Origin of the sequence: Pusillimonas minor (assembly GCF_014237865.1) — a bacterium.
Lineage (GTDB): Bacteria > Pseudomonadota > Gammaproteobacteria > Burkholderiales > Burkholderiaceae_B > Neopusillimonas > Neopusillimonas minor.
The window spans coordinates 109449-126483 of record NZ_JACJUU010000008.1 but is presented as its reverse complement, the minus strand read 5'-3'; the positions used below and the strand labels follow the sequence as shown (position 1 = coordinate 126483).

General features: G+C 57.9%; 11 protein-coding genes and 1 tRNA gene. 5 read left to right on the top strand and 7 right to left on the bottom strand.

Annotated elements, in window-relative coordinates; genetic code table 11:
• Window positions 1-85: 85 nt before the first annotated feature.
• On the top strand, window positions 86-2992 hold the full coding sequence (locus GTU67_RS11050) for a transporter substrate-binding domain-containing protein (protein WP_185780121.1): 2907 nt from the start codon (window positions 86-88) through the stop codon (window positions 2990-2992).
• Here GTU67_RS11050 and GTU67_RS11045 read toward each other — a convergent pair.
• Window positions 2980-3056, bottom strand: a tRNA-Arg gene (locus GTU67_RS11045). The two genes, GTU67_RS11050 and GTU67_RS11045, sit on opposite strands and share 13 nt — an antisense overlap.
• Window positions 3057-3194: 138 nt before the next feature.
• On the opposite strand from GTU67_RS11045, the gene GTU67_RS11040 reads away from it, so the two are divergent.
• Window positions 3195-4388: a phospholipase A gene (locus tag GTU67_RS11040; protein WP_185780120.1), complete on the top strand. Its 1194-nt coding sequence runs from the start codon at window positions 3195-3197 to the stop codon at window positions 4386-4388.
• Between the two features lie 26 nt (window positions 4389-4414).
• Here GTU67_RS11040 and GTU67_RS11035 read toward each other — a convergent pair whose 3' ends face one another.
• Complete coding sequence (locus GTU67_RS11035; protein WP_185780119.1) at window positions 4415-6682, bottom strand: xanthine dehydrogenase family protein molybdopterin-binding subunit; 2268 nt, start codon at window positions 6680-6682, stop codon at window positions 4415-4417.
• A gap of 328 nt (window positions 6683-7010) precedes the next feature.
• Here GTU67_RS11035 and GTU67_RS11030 point away from each other — a divergent pair, with 328 nt between their 5' ends.
• Genes GTU67_RS11030 through GTU67_RS11020 form a run of 3 tightly spaced genes read left to right on the top strand, consistent with a single transcriptional unit; the run spans window position 7011 to window position 11462 of the window.
• Window positions 7011-8180, top strand: a complete 1170-nt coding sequence (locus tag GTU67_RS11030) for an FAD-dependent monooxygenase (protein ID WP_185780118.1) — start codon at window positions 7011-7013, stop codon at window positions 8178-8180.
• Window positions 8155-8640 (top strand): (2Fe-2S)-binding protein, encoded by a 486-nt coding sequence (locus GTU67_RS11025; RefSeq protein ID WP_185780117.1) that lies wholly within the window; start codon window positions 8155-8157, stop codon window positions 8638-8640. The genes GTU67_RS11030 and GTU67_RS11025 overlap by 26 nt, the downstream gene beginning before the upstream one ends.
• The gene (locus tag GTU67_RS11020; RefSeq protein WP_185780116.1) at window positions 8637-11462 is read left to right on the top strand and encodes a cytochrome c; all 2826 of its coding nucleotides are present in this window, start codon (window positions 8637-8639) and stop codon (window positions 11460-11462) included. Before GTU67_RS11025 ends, GTU67_RS11020 begins: the two co-directional genes overlap by 4 nt.
• Window positions 11463-11560: 98 nt before the next feature.
• Here GTU67_RS11020 and GTU67_RS11015 read toward each other — a convergent pair whose 3' ends face one another.
• The 5 genes from GTU67_RS11015 to GTU67_RS10995 form a co-directional block, all read right to left on the bottom strand.
• Window positions 11561-12310: an ABC transporter ATP-binding protein gene (locus GTU67_RS11015; RefSeq protein WP_185780115.1), complete on the bottom strand. Its 750-nt coding sequence runs from the start codon at window positions 12308-12310 to the stop codon at window positions 11561-11563.
• Window positions 12307-13083 carry an ABC transporter ATP-binding protein gene (locus GTU67_RS11010; protein ID WP_185780114.1) on the bottom strand — a complete coding sequence of 259 codons (777 nt, stop codon included), beginning with the start codon at window positions 13081-13083 and terminating at the stop codon, window positions 12307-12309. Before GTU67_RS11010 ends, GTU67_RS11015 begins: the two co-directional genes overlap by 4 nt.
• Entirely contained in the window at window positions 13080-14990 is a 1911-nt protein-coding gene (locus tag GTU67_RS11005; protein ID WP_185780113.1) for an ABC transporter permease, read from the bottom strand. Before GTU67_RS11005 ends, GTU67_RS11010 begins: the two co-directional genes overlap by 4 nt.
• A 67-nt stretch (window positions 14991-15057) precedes the next feature.
• A complete protein-coding gene (locus GTU67_RS11000) occupies window positions 15058-16266 on the bottom strand; it encodes an ABC transporter substrate-binding protein (RefSeq protein WP_185780112.1) in 1209 nt (402 codons plus the stop codon).
• 256 nt (window positions 16267-16522) lie between these two features.
• Window positions 16523-17011, bottom strand: coding sequence for a MarR family winged helix-turn-helix transcriptional regulator (locus GTU67_RS10995; protein ID WP_185780111.1), 489 nt, complete (start codon window positions 17009-17011; stop codon window positions 16523-16525).
• Between the last annotated feature and the right edge of the window lie 24 nt (window positions 17012-17035).

Below are 17035 nucleotides of genomic sequence, written 5' to 3'. Positions count from 1 at the left end.
AACTGAGAGAAATGAGACTGGAAAGTCTCTGCGGGAACAGGCACATTGAGACATTGCGACAGATTACGGATTGCCGAGCCTCACAATGCACTGGCCCCAAAGGTTGATACTTAGCTTTTTCCTGCTTTGCGCCCCGCTGCTGGCAGCCATCCCGACATCCTCATCCGCTCAAAACACGGTCTCCATCGGCATCGTCGCCGATAACGAGCCCTACTCAAGTTTCGGCATCAACGGCCCTTCAGGCTTTTCAGTCGACATCCTGAACAAGGTCAGCGAAAAATCGGACATCAATTTCGATTACCGCGTCGGTAGCTGGACGGATATTTATGCCGCGTTTCTGCGCGGCGAGCTTGACGCCCTCGATGAGGTCTCGTGGCGCGAAGACCGCGTCCAGCTTATGCGTTTTACCCGACCCTACCATTTGCGTCGCACCATTATCATGCACGATGCAAACCGGCCGCTGTCAAGCGCAAACAGCCTGGCCAGCCTGAAAGGCAAACGAATCGGCGTGCTGCGCGACGTTTACTACCTGCAAACGTTACGCGACGCGGGCCTGAACCTCATCGAGTACAACCTGCAGCCCGAAATGATTCAGGCGCTGTCGTTTGGCTGGGTGGACGCGATTATCGGTTCCGAGGTCACCCTTTCTTACTTTGCTCGACAAAAGGGCCTGGTCAGCTTGCAGCCTGTTGGCCCGGCCCCTCTGGGCGGCCAGGAAAACGAAGACTTCCGTATTGCCGTTCAACCCGAACTTACCGACCTGCTGCAAAAACTTGAAGCGGCACTGGCCGACCTTGACCCCGAATGGCTTGAGGACACGCGAGAGAAATGGCAGGAATTTGGCGGTAAATCGCTACAGGCGCCCAAGTTTCAACTGACACCGGCGCAAAAGGCGCTGCTTCGCCAGCAAGGCCCGCTTCGCGTCGGGCTGATGCGCGACTACGCGCCGCTCAGTTTCGAAGACGGCGGGCAGGTTCAGGGGTTAACGGTCGACATCCTGGCCCGCATCATGGACTTGACCGGGCTTCGGGCCGTACCGGTCGTGGGCCAATGGAGCCAGCTGATCGAACTGTTTCAGCGCGGCGAAATTGACATCATGGCCAATATTTCCGACCTTCCCGCACGGCGCGAATTCAGCCGCTTCACGCAACCGTATCACTTTGTGTCTGTGGTGGGCTTTAGCCAATCGCCCGATTTTCGCCTGACCCGCAAAGAAGACCTCTACGGCCTGCGCGTAGGTTACGGCGCCGGCATTTTTTATGCCGATGCATTACGAGACATTCTGGGCAACGACGCCATTGCGTTCGACGATCAGGCATCGATGTTTGTGGCGCTGGCAAACGGGCAGGTCGACCTGGTGCTCGCTGCGCTCGATAACGGCAACCACTGGATACGCGACCGGGGCCTGAGAAACATTCATATTGCCGGCGAACTCCATCTTGATGACATCGTGCGCGAAGATTTGCGCTTTGCCATCCGCCCCGAGCTCGAAGCGCTGGTACCGGTGCTGAATCAGGCGCTCAACGGCATTACCCCTTCTGAAATGCGGGTTATCGAAAACCGGTGGCTGGGCGCCTATTTTGAAACGTCGACCAACGCGGCCGGCACGGTGATGCTGTCGGACGTTGAAAACGCCTACCTGACGCAAAAGAACCGTACGCTGACTTTTTGCGCTCACCGCGACTGGATGCCGCTGGACGGCATTAATGCCAAAGGGCAACATCAGGGTGTTGCGTCTGGTTTTTTGCGACTGGCCAGTCGCCGTTTGGGCATTGAAACCCGGCTTCACGAAACAGCCTCGTGGCGGGCATCACTAGATGCGCTCCAGGCCGGGCGCTGCGACCTGATTCCCGGCGCGTCAAATGGCAGCGGGCTGCAAAATCATTCTGACATCATCTATTCGGCCCCGTACTACTCGCTACCCACCGTATTGCTCGGGCGCATCGAATCGCCCTTCATCGCCACCCTGGCCGAACTCGAACGCTCGCCCATCGGCATCACGCGCGACTTCGGACTCTTCCAGGACCTGCGCGTGCGCCACCCCAACCTGAACCTGGTCCCCGTTGCCAACGAAGCAGAGGGGCTACGCAAAGTGCAAAGTGGCGAGCTATACGGCTACATTGGCACGCTGGCCACAACCAGCCAACAGCTGCAAGACCTTCGGCTAGCCGACATCAGGGTCATTGGCCGGGTGCCTATGGACACCACACTTGCCGTTGCCACAGTAAAAGACAACCCGATTCTGGCCGGTATTATGCAGAAAGTTGTAGGCAGTGCGGGGGCAGACGAGCTGAATCAAATCGAGAACCAGTGGCGCTCGGTGCATCTGAATGCTCAGGTTGACTACACCCTGGTATGGCAGCTGACGGCAGGTGCACTGGTACTGCTGCTGGGGTTTTATGCCTGGAACCGGAAACTGCGTTCGCTAAACCGGCAACTCGAACAAGCCAACGCGCAACTGGCCAAGCTTAGTACCACAGATCAGCTAACCGGCCTGGGAAACCGGACTCGCTTTGACCAAACCTACGACATTCTCTTTCAGCACTGTTTACGCAGCGCCACGCCTTTTCTGGTGGCAATGGTCGATATCGATCACTTCAAACGGATAAACGACGACTATGGGCACGCCGCCGGCGACGAGTGCCTGCAATTGCTGGCCGACACCCTACGCAGCCACTTCCAGCGCACCGGGGACCACGTCATACGTTTCGGCGGGGAGGAGTTTGTTATTTTTGCAGCAGTAGAATCAATAGGCGAGGCTCACAACCGCCTTGAACTGCTGCGCGAAGCGGTAGGCGCCATGCCGGTTCAATACGAAACCCAGGTATTGCACCTGACGATCAGTATTGGTTACTGCCTGCAAACACCCACAAAAAAGGCCGTGCCCACCCATTGGCTGCTTGCCGCAGACCAGTCCCTGTACCGGGCCAAAAGCCAGGGCCGTAACCGCGTAGTACAGGCGCTATCAACGGGTGCCGATGGCGCGTCGTGAGGGTCTCGAACCCCCGACCTCAGGCTTAGAAGGCCCGTGCTCTATCCAGCTGAGCTAACGACGCACAGGCAACAAGGGCTGCCGGGGCGCATTATAGCTGATGCCCCCCCGCGTGCCCGACAATTGCCGCCAAACGGTTAAACTGACGACCGACTCGACTTCCTGTGGCCGGGCCCCATACATTACCCGGCTGGCTATCATCATGCGCCCACTGCTCAAACTCATTTACTTGCTGCTTCTGGTTACTGTTGCCGCGGCCGCACGCCCGGCATGGGCCTTTGTAAACTACCAGCTGGACACCAGCCGCGCCAAGCCCGGCGAAACGCTTTACGTTAAAGGGGTGGCCGCCAACGAAACCAAGGCGCCTATCACCTGGACACCCCAGAAAACCTTACCGATTCAATGGCAGGACGCGGCCGGGCAAGTCATGACGGTCAACGCCACACTGCTCGAAAACCCCGCCCCTTTCACCCTTGCTCCAGGCCAGTTTGCCGCCCAACGCTGGGCCTTAATCGTCCCCAAAGATATTCAGGGGCTACAAACACTGGCCGTCGACAACAGCCCAACCTTAATAGCACTTCAGGCCGACAACCCCAACCTGCCTGTTCCTGCACATCATGCCGACGCCGCCGGGTTGCCGCCCGCCCCCGAAGCGCTCCCCGTCAGTTCATCCCCATTCGAGACCTTCCGGCGCGCCATTTCACCCTACGAGCCCATTTACTTCGATGTCGGCGGCCGCGACGGCACAAACGCCCGCTTTCAGGTCAGCTTCAAGTATCGACTGTTTTCGCCCGAAAACCCTGCGCGCCCGGCCTGGTATGACCATTTTTATCTGGGCTATACACAAACCTCGCTATGGGACCTGGACGGCAGCTCCAAACCCTTTATTGATAGCACCTACAATCCAGGCATTTTCTGGCACAACCCGGCCCTGGCAGGCACCTCAGATCAACAATGGATCGGCGGCCTGGCCATGGGGGTCGAGCATCGGTCAAATGGCAAAAGCGGTATCGACTCGCGATCGATCAACAACGCGTATATACAGCCAGAACTTAATTACCGCTTTGACGGCGGCAGCATACTCAGCTTTATGCCAAGGGCCAAAGCTTATTTCAGCAAAAACGAAAACCCCGATTATGCCGATTACGCCGGCTATGTCGACTGGAAACTAAGGTGGGCGCAACCCAATGGCCTGATTTTGACCGGGCTTTACCGGCAAGGAAAAAGTGGCCGCACCGCCACACAACTGGAAGCGGCCTGGCCCCTGCAGCGCACGTTCTTGAACATGAATGGCTTTTTGCATGTCCAGTATTTCAGGGGCTGGGGCGAGACGCTGCTGGGCTACAACCAGAAAAGTGACGGCCAGGTGCGCATCGGGATTGCGTTGGTGCCCTGACGCGGCGGCACCCACCCTCACTGTATTTACGCTGTCGGCTCGGCCTGGCCCTCAAGCACAGCGGCCAGGCCGGCCAATATTTGGTCGGGTGTGAACGGGATTTCGCGAAAACGCACCCCGGTGGCATCGAACAAGGCATTCGAAATGGCCGCAGCGCTGGGTACCGTGGCCGACTCGCCGGAGCCCATGGGGGGCTGGTCGTCGCGAGGCAATAAAAACACATCTATGGGCGGCACTTCGGTGAAAGGCAAAATCGGGTAAGCACCCCATTCTTGATCGACAACGCCCTTGTCGTTAAACACCACCCGCTCTTTAAGCACACGGCTTAATGACTGGATGACGTTGCCTTCGATTTGATGACGAACGCCATCCGGGTTGACGATCAGGCCGGTATCCTGACCCACCACCACTTTTTTTACACGAATTTTGCCGGTATCGGCGTTGACCGTCAGGTCAATCACCCACACGGCCCACGCCGCCCCAAAACCTGGAAACTTGCTGTGCACATAGCGTGCGTAGGCTACACCGCGACCATGCAGCTCGTGCGCGGCATCGGGCACCCCTCGCGAACCGCGCTGACCCGCCGCCCAATGTGCACGCTGCGCCGTTGCACGCAGCAAATCGGCTGCTCGCTCGTCGGGCAGATTACGCAGGCGGAACTCGACAGGATCGGCCCCTGCCTCGACGGCCAGCTCGTCGATGAAGCAATCGTGGGCAAATGAATTGGGCAGCGCCGACACACCACGCAACCACGCCGAACGCACAATGGACGGCATGTCGTGACATGTAATGGTTTGCCGTGGGTAACGATAGGGAGGCACCGACGTGCGGTCGCCCATCTCGAGCATACGCGGCTGGTTGCTGACAACCCCGGTCAGAATCAGGGCCAGGGTGGGCGCATCGTTGGACGGATAACGCGTCACGAAATCGTAAGACAGCAATTCGTTGTTCTGGTCGAGCCCGCCTTCGACATCAATAAGCTGGGCGGCGCCTTTGGGCTCCCAACCGTGCTCTTGCTCGCGCGTAAGCTGCACGCGCACGGGACGCCCGATAGCGCGCGACACCAGCACGGCATCGGCGCAGACGTCGTCGGCACAGTTACGGCCATAGCAGCCCGAAGCCTCGTAGCGGATAATGTCTATATCGCCTTCGTCGCGCTCGAGCAAACGCGACAACTCGACGCGCAGCATATGCGGGTTTTGCGTACCGGACCACACACGGACCTGATCGGCGGCGTAATCGGCCACCGCACATGACGGCCCAACGGATGCATGCATCTGGAAGGGCCAGATGTAGGTGCGTTTCAGGGTAACGCCCGGTCGGGCGGCCGGATCGGCTTCATCTTTTTGAACCAGTGGCCTGACGTTGTGCGCCTGGGCGCGCAACGCCTGATCAAGGTCATCGAGGGGCGTTAGTGCCGGCACGGGCTTCCAGGTGAGTTTGAGCGCTTTCATGGCCTTGATGGCGTGCTCTTCGCGCCGTGCGGCCACGGCAACAAAGTCTTTAATGACCACCACCTGGATATCGTCGGCAATGGCCTGAAGGGCCGATGCATCGACGGACTGCAGCGAGTGACCGACAAAATCGCCGCTGTCGCGCCCGGTGTAGGGCGGGCGAATAACCCTGGCGTGCCACATGCCCGGCACCCGGACATCGTGCACAAAGGTTAACTGGCCGGTAGCCTTGGCCGGGATATCGACACGACGTACCGACTGGCCCACCACCGCATAACGGCCGCTGTCTTTAATGGGGACCTCGGCCTGGTACTCGAGCTGGAAATGCTGGCCGGACAGCAGCGCAGCGTAATCGATACGCGCACCATCGGGTGCGCAGAACACCCCGTCGACCAACTGCAGGTTACCGCGTGCAACGCCAAGCTGCGCCGCAGCGCGATCGTGCAAGAACTCGCGCGCCACTGCTGCGGCGTTACGCAAAGGCACCGCAGAAATCTGGATACTGGCGCTCGCAATGGTGGGCCCCTGGTTCGGGGTGGCCTGGGTGTGGCCTAACACCATACGCACGCGGTCGAGTGGCAGGTAAAGCTCTTCGGCCACGATCTGCGCCAACGCCGTCCGAATTCCCGTACCCAGATCGACGTGGCCATTGAAGGCCAGCACCTGACCGTCGTCGAGCATCGCCACGAAGATATCGGGATAAGGCTGTTGGTAGTCGGATGCGATACCTGGCTGCCCAGGCGCAGGCTTGGGCGAGGCTGCCGCCGGGCGCACCACAATCAATGTACCTGCGCGTGAAAAAAGAGCCTCGCGGTCGGCTTTGGGGTCGAGAAATTGCATAGAGGGCCTCGTAAGTGCAACGAAGTACAGCACATGTGCTCATTGTAGCCCCAAGAATCATAAAAACACAGCCATATACAATGTACACACTACATACGACAGGTTATTAGCCTATTTTTCATATGGCATATTTTCATTTCATATTACGAAATAATGCCATAAATATAAAATATTCAAATTAAATACAGTGACTTACAAATACGCTTAAAAAATAAAAATCTAGGTGTAAACACCTAAAAGAATTTTATTTACCAAATAAATTAGAGTGCATACACTATAAATAACTTGATTCCAGCATTTGGCACTTTCACTTCTCAGGAGCCCTGCCATGAAACAGAACCCTCGTATCGCAATTATTGGTGCCGGCCTTGGCGGCACCGCCGGTGCAGCCCTTATGGCCAAAGCAGGTTTCAACGTCAAGGTGTACGAGCAGGCGCCTGCTTTTGCCCGCATTGGCGCCGGCATCCACCTGGGTCCCAACGTCATGAAAGTCATGCGTGCCATGGGCATTGAAGATGAACTCAACCGCATTGGCGCCCATCCCGATTACTGGTACAGCCGCGACGGCATCACAGGCGAGGTCATGGCCCAGATTCCGCTGGGTGACTACGCCGTTTCACACTACGGCGCCAGCTACCTCACGGTTCACCGCGGCGACTTCCACAAACTCATGACCGACGCGCTACCGCCCGGCATTCTCGAATTCAATAAAAAATTGTCCAAGGTCGAAGACCTGGGCGACAAAGTCGTCCTGAGCTTTGCCGACGGCACCACTGAAGAGGCTGACATTGTCGTTGGCGCCGACGGCATCAACTCAAAAATTCGCGACACCCTGCTTGGCTCCGAACTGCCCAAGTACACCGGGTACGTTGCCCATCGTGCAGTGTTCCCCACGCCCCTTGACAGTGGCGCGCTGCCCTTCGACATGTGCTGCAAATGGTGGGCTGGCAATGACCACATGATGGTCTACTTTGTCACCCGCAAAAAAGACGAAATCTACTACGTGACCGGCGTGCCCGAAAGCACCTGGGACATGTCCAAGAGCTGGGAGCCTTGCTCGAAAGATGAAATGCGACGCGTGTTTGGCGGCTGGCATTCAAGTGTCCAGGCCCTTATCGAAGGCACCCAGGAAGTCACCCGTTGGCCCTTGCTCGAACGCGACCCTCTGCCGCTCTGGAGCCGTGGCCGCATGGTCTTGCTGGGCGATGCCTGCCACCCCATGAAACCGCACATGGCACAGGGGGCTGCCATGGCTATCGAAGACGCCGCCATACTTACCCGCTGCTTCCAGGAAATGGGCTTTACAGACCTTGATGCAGTGTTTAACCTATACGAAGCCAATCGTGCCGAGCGCGCCAGCAAGGTGCAACTGGTTTCCCACAACAACACCTGGTTAAAAACCAACGAAAACCCCGACTGGTGCTTCGGATACGACGTATTCACCACACCACTGGTCGATGCAAAAAAAAATAATGAACAAACCGCCCCAGCTTGTTGAGCTTAATGTTAACGGTCACGCGCATCACATCCAGGTCGAAACCGACACCCCGCTGCTTTATGTACTGCGCAACGACCTTGAACTGAACGGGCCAAAGTTTGGCTGTGGCCTGGGCGAATGCGGCGCCTGCACCGTACTGGTTGACGGCGTCGCGGCGCGGTCTTGTGTCTTGCCTGTCAAGGGTGTTGTCGGTCACGACATCGTTACCCTCGAAGGGCTGGGCACAGCCGCAGCGCCCGGCCCGGTGCAGCAAGCCTTCATCGACAAACAAGCCGCCCAGTGCGGCTATTGCCTTAACGGCATGATCATGACCATTCAGGCACTGCTTAACCGCAACCCCAACCCCACCGAACAACAAATTCGCCAAGAACTCAAATACAACCTTTGCCGCTGTGGCACGCATGTCGAAATCGTCGACGCTGCCCTCGAAGCCGCAAAAGCGCTGCAAACCACCCAATGACCGTACCGGCCAACACCCAATCACAACACAACCCGAATCTTGCCCGCCACGTCGGGCACCACGACCTGGCCCTTCCCGGCGCCGGAGACCTGCTGCACGGCACCGTGCTGCGTCCGCCCGACATGCGCTGGAACGGCCACGCCTATTGCGGGCCGGTGCTTCAACACATTCAGGTCGACCCCGCCCGGCACGTGCCGGGCGTTGTCGATATTGTTATACGCCACAACTTTGTGGCGGTGATTGCATCGCAGCCCAGCCAGGCGGCGCACGCCCGCGCGCAAATCCAGGCCCAATGGCGTAACGCCGAACCCCAACGCAACGCGCAGTTACCCAATGCCGGGCAAAGTGACGCCACACCGCCACCCGCCGCGCCAAGCACCACCCTCAGCTACACGTGGGTGAACACGCCCGACGACGCCCCGGTATGGGCAATTGCCCGCCATACCTCAACCGGCCTGACAATTTGGGCGAGCACCGGCCGGGCAAACCAGTTAAGAGCCGAAATCGCATCGTTGTGCGGTTTACCGGCCGAGCAGATCACCCTGGTCGCCAACGGCCTGCCCGGCGAGGGCTACGATACCGCGGTCGATGCTGCGCTTTTGGCTTTTGGCCGCGGCAAACCTGTGCGGGTACAACACGACACCACCGCCGCGCCCACAAAAATCACCCTCGAGCTGCAAGCCGACCGCACGCCCGCGAGCCAATATATCGAGCGCGCAAACATTGCCAATGCACGACGACCATCAGTCGCCGCCCTGCTTTGCGGCGTCGAACATCAATACGCCGGCACAATCGCCCAAAGCAATGCGCTTTACGGCATACCCGTCAGCCAGCAATCTGCCGGCAACGCCTACAGCATTGGCCCGGCCAACGACACCCCCACTGCCGCCAGTGTATTTGCCCGCGAATCATTTTTCGATGAACTGTGCGCACTGCAAAACCACGACCCGGTACAGGCACGGCTAGACACCATTACCGACCCTTCCGGCAAAGCGCTGATCGAGTCGGTGGCGCAGCAGGCGGGCTGGTTCGATCAACCCCAACCGGGGGCCGGCAAAGGCTTTGCCTGTGCCCAAATTATCGACAACGAACAAGACCCGCCGCAAACAGTTTGGTCTGCCTGGGTGGCCGAAGTAGCCGTCAGCGGCAACGCCATCGACATCACGCGTTTAACGGTTGGCCATACCGCCAGCAGCCTTGCATCGGCAAGCGATACCGACAAAATCGAAAACCAGGTTCGCGATACCGCCCGGGGCCTGCTGGGCGCACCCGACACCTTCGACCAATGGGCCGATGCCAACGCCAATACGGCCGGCGCCCTGACCCTGCCCGAAGTGTCGGTCGTGCCACAGCAAAGCGCTGTCGGCACGCCCCTGGCGTGGCACCCGAACGCGCAATTGCCGGCCGCGGCCGCCATTGCCAATGCCATTTACAAAGCAACCGGCACCCGTATCCGCCAGGCGCCCTTCAGTGCCAACAGCCTGCTGTCGTCAACCGAAACCACCGAAAACAAACGCAACAAACGCTGGGCTTACGGCTTGCTGGGTGGCATTGCCGCCGGTGCCGCTGGCCTGGTGCTCACGGCCTTGCCCCTGCGTGGCGCCATAGCGCCTGTGGCTGTCGATACCTCAATCTACTCGGCGGCGGCCATCGAACGCGGCCGGCTGGTGGCCCTGGCCGGCGACTGCATGGTTTGCCATACCGCCGAAGGCGGCATCGAAAACACCGGAGGGCGCGCCCTCGATACGCCTTTCGGTACGGTCTACACCACCAACATCACCCCCGACCCGAAAACGGGCATAGGTAACTGGTCTTACGCGGCGTTCGAGCGCGCCATGCGCGAAGGCATCCATCGCGACGGCCGACATTTGTACCCGGTGTTCCCGTACACGGCCTTCGCCAAAATCAGCGATGCCGACATGCAGTCGTTATATGCCTACCTGATGACGCGCGAGCCTGTTTCGGCAACACCACCAAAAACCGAACTGGCGTTCCCCTACAATGCGCGCCCCCTCATGGCAGGCTGGAACACCTTGTTCCATAAAAACGAGGTTTACCAACCCGACCCAACCCAATCCACCCTCTGGAACCGGGGTGCGTACCTGGTGCAAGGCGCCGGCCACTGCACGGCCTGTCATTCCCCGCGCAACAGCATGGGCGCCGAAAAGTCCGGCGCCGAAAACTTTCTGGCGGGCGGTTTCGCCGATGGTTGGGAAGCCCCTGCCCTGAACGCCCTGTCGAAAGCGCCCATCGCCTGGACCGAAGACACGCTTTTCGATTATTTGCGCACCGGCTACTCGTCGGTGCATGGCGTTGCGTCGGGCCCAATGGGCCCGGTGGTGCAAAATCTTGCGCAACTGCCCGAAGCTGATGTTCGTGCCATGGCGCATTATCTGGCAGCCATCAACCCGCCACCCGCCTCGGCCGAACCTTCCGCCCTTACCGCCGCCAAGCTTGAAGAAGCAAGCCGCAGCAACGTCGGGGTCATGACGCTGCCCGGAGAAGCGCTATTCGAGGGCGCCTGCGCCGTATGTCACGATGCCCGTGAAGGCCCACCGCTGTTTGGCGCGCGGCCATCGCTGGCGCTGAACACCAACTTGCACAGCGACCACCCCGACAACGTGATCCAGGTCTTGATGCACGGCATCGACGACCCCACAGGCCAGGGGTTGGGCTATATGCCAGGCTTCAAAGACAGTCTGAACGACGCGCAAATCCGCGAACTCATCGAATATATGCGCGCCCGGTTTGCGCCTGGCAAACCCCAATGGCAAGGGCTTGACGACAAAATATCGTCTATACGCCAAATGCACGGCCACTAATTGCTGCTAACTGCAGGCCCCAAAAAGTTCAGCCCGGTATCACCCGGGCTGAACTTTTTTAACCATCCAAAAATACCGGCATGACACCGAATACCGCGTTACACCGTCAGGTAGCTGCGACGGATCTCTTCGTTTTCAGCCAGTTCTTCCATCGTGGCCGTGTAACGGATCTGACCTTTTTCGAGGACATACACACGGTCTGAGACCAGTTCGGCAAAGTGCACATTTTGCTCTGACAACAACACACTGACACCGTGCTCTTTGAGCGCGATGATGGTGTTGGCCATTTGCTCGACAATCACTGGCGCAACACCTTCAGAGGGCTCGTCGAGCAGCACCAGATAAGGGTTGCCCATCAGCGTGCGCGCCACCGTCAGCATTTGCTGCTCACCACCACTCATTTGGCCGCCGGGGCGGTCTTGCATGGCCCCCAAATTGGGAAACAGCTTGTACAGCGCTTCGGGTGTCCAGGTATAGGCAGTGGTGCCGTCGGGCCATTGGCGCGCGGCCTGCCGGCCCACTTCAAGGTTTTCGGTCACGGTCAGGTCGGAAAACACGCGGCGGTCTTCGGGTACGAACCCGACGCCGGCCCGGGAGATTTCGTAAGGCTGACGCCCGCTGATTTTTTTCCCCATGAAGTGGATCTCGCCTTTGGATTTCTCCATCAGCCCCATGATGGACTTGAGTGTGGTGGACTTGCCGGCGCCATTGCGCCCCATCAGGGCCACAACCTCGCCACGCCGGACGTTCAGGTCGACATCGAAAAGAATATGTGCGGCACCGTACCAGGCATTCAGTTTCGATACCGTCAATAACGTTTCGTCGGGGTTGAATTGGGTGTTGCTCATGCTTGCGCCCCTGCTGTTTTCTTCTCGAAAGTTTTACCCGTCCCGAAGTAAACCTCCTGGACCTTGGGATGATTACGAATTTCTTCGGCGCTGCCTTCGGCAATTAATTGCCCGCGCGCCAGGACAATCATGCGATCGGCATACGCGAACACCACGTCCATGCTGTGCTCGGTAAACAGCACCGCCATATTGCGATCGACCACCAGTTTTTTGGTCAGCGCCATCAGGTCGTTACGCTCTTTGGGGGCCATGCCGGCCGTTGGCTCGTCCATAAGCAAAAGCTTCGGGTCGTTGGCCAGGCCCATGGCAAGTTCGACGCGCTTGACGTCGCCGTAAGCCAGCTCGCTGGAGGCGCGGTCGGCCTGCGAGTCCATGCCCACCTGGGCCAGCAAGGCCATGGCCTTTTCGCGATAGTAAGCGGCAGCCGGCTTCCAGAATGAATACACCTTGCGGTTATGCGCCAACAAAGCCATTTGCACGTTTTCAACCACCGTCAACGACGCAAATGTGGCGGCGATCTGAAACGTACGACCCACACCAAGATAGGCGATTTCGCGCGGCGGCAAACGGGTGAGTTCGGTGCCGTTAAGCTTGATTGAGCCCGCGGTGGCCCGCAACTGGCCATTGACCATGTTGAACGTTGTGGTTTTACCGGCGCCGTTAGGGCCAATAAGGGCAAGCAGCTCGCCGGCATGCAAATCGAAATTGACGCCATCGACGGCGATATTGCCGCCGAAGGCCTTCCTGAGATTACGAACTTCCAACAAACTCATAGTGGCTGCTCCTGGCGGGCGGCACGCTTGGCGCCCCAATATTCAAAAAGTTCTTTGACATAGCCCGCGATACCTTGCGGAAACGCCAGAACGATCAGCAAAATCACGCCGCCGAACATCGCTAGCCAGTAATCGGTCAGGCCCTTGAAATAGTCTTGCAAGAAACTGAATGTGGCTGCACCAACAACCGGGCCAATGAGTGTTTGAATACCGCCCAGCAACACCATGACCAGGCCATCGACCGATTTGCCGACCCAGATGATTTCGGGGGAAGCACTGCCTTTTGAGAAGACATACAACACGCCTGCCAACCCGGCAAATACACCTGCAATAACAAAGGCTACCCACTGCACCCGCTTGACATCGATGCCCAGCGCATCGGCCCGCAAGGTTGAGTCGCGTGCGGCACGCAAGGCATAGCCAAATGGCGAGAACAAGAGCCTGCGCAATACAACCGCCGACAGCACAACAACGGTAAGGGCGAAGTAGTAATACGCGTCGCCCGACAACCACTCGGCCGGCCAGATACCGATCATGCCGTTCGAGCCACCGGTGAAGTCGTCCCATTGGTAAATGATGGACCAGACGATTTGACCAAAGGCAAGCGTTAGCATGGCCAGATACACGCCCGAGAGACGAACGCAGAACCAGCCGAAAATCAGCGCACCGAAGCCCGCAATAATAGGCGCAATGGCCATCGACCAACCCATGGAAAACGCCGCCGTTTTAAGCAACAACGCTGCTGCGTAGGCGCCCAGACCATAATACGCGGCGTGGCCAAACGAGTGCATGCCGCCGGGCCCCATCATGAAGTGCAGGCTAAGCGCAAACAACGCGGCGACCATAATATCGAGCGCCAATACCGTGGCATACGGCATGATATCGGACAACAATGGCAGCGCGGCAATGGCCGCCACCGACACCACAATGAACACCTTGAACGGCATGGTGGCCGGACGAATAGGCGCTTCGATGGGCGCAGAGTTGCGGCTGACGGCCGACACGGTGCCGAACAAACCCCAGGGGCGGAACACCAAGACCAGCGCCATGAAAATAAACTCGACAACGAGCGTTAGCTTGGGGAATTCGAAGGTAAGGCCAAACAGGCTGACTGTGCCCAGCGCGATACACAGCGCTTTAAGCTCGGCGATGATAAGCGCCGCCACGTAGGCCCCCGGAATGGAACCCATACCACCCACCACCACAATAACGAAGGCGTCGCCAATGACGCTCAGGTCGAGGGTGAGGTTAGCGGGCAAACGCGGGATTTGCACAGCGCCGCCCAAGGCGGCCAGAAAAGAACCCAGCGCAAAAACTGCCGTAAAGAGCCAGGCCTGATTTACGCCCAAGGCGCCCAGCATTTCGCGGTCTTGGGTGGCCGCGCGAACCAGCGTACCCCACCGGGTGCGCGTCAGCAGCAACCAAAGCAGACCCAGGACAACCGGGCCAATGAAAATAAGGACAATGTCGTACTTTGGGAAGTAATTGCCCAAAATCATGATGGAGCCGTCAAGCCCAGGCGCAATCGGCCCCAGCAAGTCTTCGGGGCCCCACAAAAACAGGGTTGCATCACGAATGACCAGCACCAGCGCAAATGTCGCCAGCAGCTGGAAAAGCTCGGGCGCGCGATAAATGCGCCGAAGCAGAATAATTTCGACCAGTGCGCCAAACGCGCCTACCAATAAAGCCGCTGCAATCAGACTGAACCAGAAACCAAATGGACTGCCTCCGAACGACTGGACAATAGTGAAGGCCACATAAATGCCCAACATGTACAACGAACCATGCGCAAAGTTAACAATGCGCGTTACGCCGAAAATCAGGGAAAGCCCCGCCGCCACCAAGAACAATGATGACGCCTCGGCCAACCCGTTCAGCATCTGAACGATAAAACCCGACAAATCCATTTGATTGCCACCTGAAAATTAAAAACCTCTGCCACCGGAACAGGTGACAGAGGTTTGTTGTATTGCTTTATTCAGCAGCCTTACGCCACTCTTTGACTTGCTCGTCGGAAGGCTGAACATCTTTACCGTCAACATAGACGAAGTCGGTCATGATGCCTTTACCATCTTTCTTGGCCAGTTTGCCCACATAAATACCCATGGTCGACTGGTGATCTTGCGCACGATAGGTAATGGGACCAAACGGCGACATGAGCTCGAGACCGCGGAAGGCTTTGATGAGGGCTTCAGTATCGGTAGAGCCCGCCTTTTTGATGCCTTCGGCAAGCGACATGATGGCCGAATAACCTACAACTGTACCCAAACGAGGATAGTCGTTGAACTTGGCCTGATAGGCTTCAAGGAATGCCTTGTGCTCGGGCGTGTTGATGGCGTACCAGGGGTAGCCCGTCACAATCCAGCCTTCGGGTGTTTCGTTACCCAGCGGGTCGAGGTATTCGGGTTCGCCGGTAAGCAGGCTGACTACAGGCACGTTGTCGAAGAAGTTACGCTGCGAACCTGCACGTACCAGTTTGGCCAGATCGGCCGCAAACAGCACGTTGAAGACGGCATCGGCTTTGGCATCGGACAAGGCCTGGATAACACTGCCGGCATCAACCTTGCCCAATGGCGAAGCCTGCTCGGCCACGAACTCGATATCGGGCTGAGCGGCCTTCATGAGGGTTTTGAAGGTGTTTACAGCCGATTGACCGTACTCGTAGTTGGGATAAACCAGTGCCCAGCGCTTTTTGTTCAGTTTGACCGCTTCAGGGACCAGCATGGCCACCTGCATGTAGGTTGAGGTGCGAAGACGGAAGGTGTAGCGATTGCCGTCGCCCCATACGATTTTGTCGGTAAGTGGCTCGCTGGCCAGGAAGAAGCGTTGCTTTTGTTTGGCAAAGTCGGTAACCGCCAGGCCAATGTGCGAGAGGAAGGTACCGGTAAGAACGTCAACCTTGTCACGCGAAATGAGTTCTTCGGCGGCACGTACGGCATCGCCCGTGTTGGAGTTGTCGTCGCGGATGATCAGCTCGACTTTTTTGCCCAGCAAGCCACCGGCTTCGTTGATTTGGCTGATGGCCAGATCCATACCGTTTTTGTAAGGCCCCAGGAAGGCCGGCTGTGTTTTGTAGCTGTTCAGTTCGCCGATTTTAATAACGTCTTGAGCCAGGGCGGATGTGCTTACCGCCGCGCCGAGCGCCAGGCCCAGCAGCGATGAATAAAATTTCATGCCTTTCATTGTTAGTTTCCTATGTGGCGCGCCTTGCCGGGTGGATATCGGCAAGAACGCTATTGCAAGAGTAATAGCACCTTTCAAGTGTACACACCTAAGTTTTCAGCCACAAGACTGTTTTTACTAGGGATAAACCCTTGACTACAAAAGCAAAACAAACCGCTATAGGTGCCTAATCCACCTGAATATTTACCGCAACGCACAATGTCGGCGCACCCATGAAACACGCTGGTGCAAAGACGAACCATTGAAGCGCATACACTTAATTGCCAGACAAATCTGCGACGTCGGACTCGCACATTTTGTTCAACAGATATACCAATGCCAGTTTTTCGGCCGGATTAAACCCGGCAAAGGTCTTCTCGGTGATGTCGAAGGCAAACGGCACCATGCTGTCAACCAGTTCAAGCCCGGCCGGTGTCAGGCTGACCAGCACCTTGCGGCGATCGGCGTCGTCGTGACGAACCCCCAGCAGCTTGCGCGATTTAAGGCGATCGATAACGCCCCGCACAGTGGCCTGGTCGATGGCCGTGCGCTTGACAATTTCGCTAAGCGAGCACGCCCCACAGTCGCGAACCGCACACAGCACCACAAACTGGGCGGCTGTAAGCTGGGTATCGGGGATGATCTGCTGAAACAGTGCCGTATGGCGCTGGTAGGCACGCCTGAGCAAATGCCCCACCTGCTGGGAAAAATCGTATTGCGGCTCGCCGGACGGCGATACGGGTTTGCGGGTGTGGTTATCGGACATTAGGGGCTCGATTTTGTTAATAGA

Excerpts from the sequence above, each read along its gene's own strand:
- GTU67_RS10995 (WP_185780111.1), bottom strand. The coding sequence starts at position 17,011 with ATGTCCGATAACCACACCCGCAAACCCGTATCGCCGTCCGGCGAGCCG.
- GTU67_RS11020 (WP_185780116.1), top strand. The coding sequence starts at position 8,637 with ATGACCGTACCGGCCAACACCCAATCACAACACAACCCGAATCTTGCC.
- GTU67_RS11035 (WP_185780119.1), bottom strand. The coding sequence starts at position 6,682 with ATGCAATTTCTCGACCCCAAAGCCGACCGCGAGGCTCTTTTTTCACGC.
- GTU67_RS11005 (WP_185780113.1), bottom strand. The coding sequence starts at position 14,990 with ATGGATTTGTCGGGTTTTATCGTTCAGATGCTGAACGGGTTGGCCGAG.
- GTU67_RS11000 (WP_185780112.1), bottom strand. The coding sequence starts at position 16,266 with ATGAAAGGCATGAAATTTTATTCATCGCTGCTGGGCCTGGCGCTCGGC.
- GTU67_RS11040 (WP_185780120.1), top strand. The coding sequence starts at position 3,195 with ATGCGCCCACTGCTCAAACTCATTTACTTGCTGCTTCTGGTTACTGTT.
- GTU67_RS11010 (WP_185780114.1), bottom strand. The coding sequence starts at position 13,083 with ATGAGTTTGTTGGAAGTTCGTAATCTCAGGAAGGCCTTCGGCGGCAAT.
- GTU67_RS11025 (WP_185780117.1), top strand. The coding sequence starts at position 8,155 with ATGAACAAACCGCCCCAGCTTGTTGAGCTTAATGTTAACGGTCACGCG.
- GTU67_RS11050 (WP_185780121.1), top strand. The coding sequence starts at position 86 with ATGCACTGGCCCCAAAGGTTGATACTTAGCTTTTTCCTGCTTTGCGCC.
- GTU67_RS11030 (WP_185780118.1), top strand. The coding sequence starts at position 7,011 with ATGAAACAGAACCCTCGTATCGCAATTATTGGTGCCGGCCTTGGCGGC.
- GTU67_RS11015 (WP_185780115.1), bottom strand. The coding sequence starts at position 12,310 with ATGAGCAACACCCAATTCAACCCCGACGAAACGTTATTGACGGTATCG.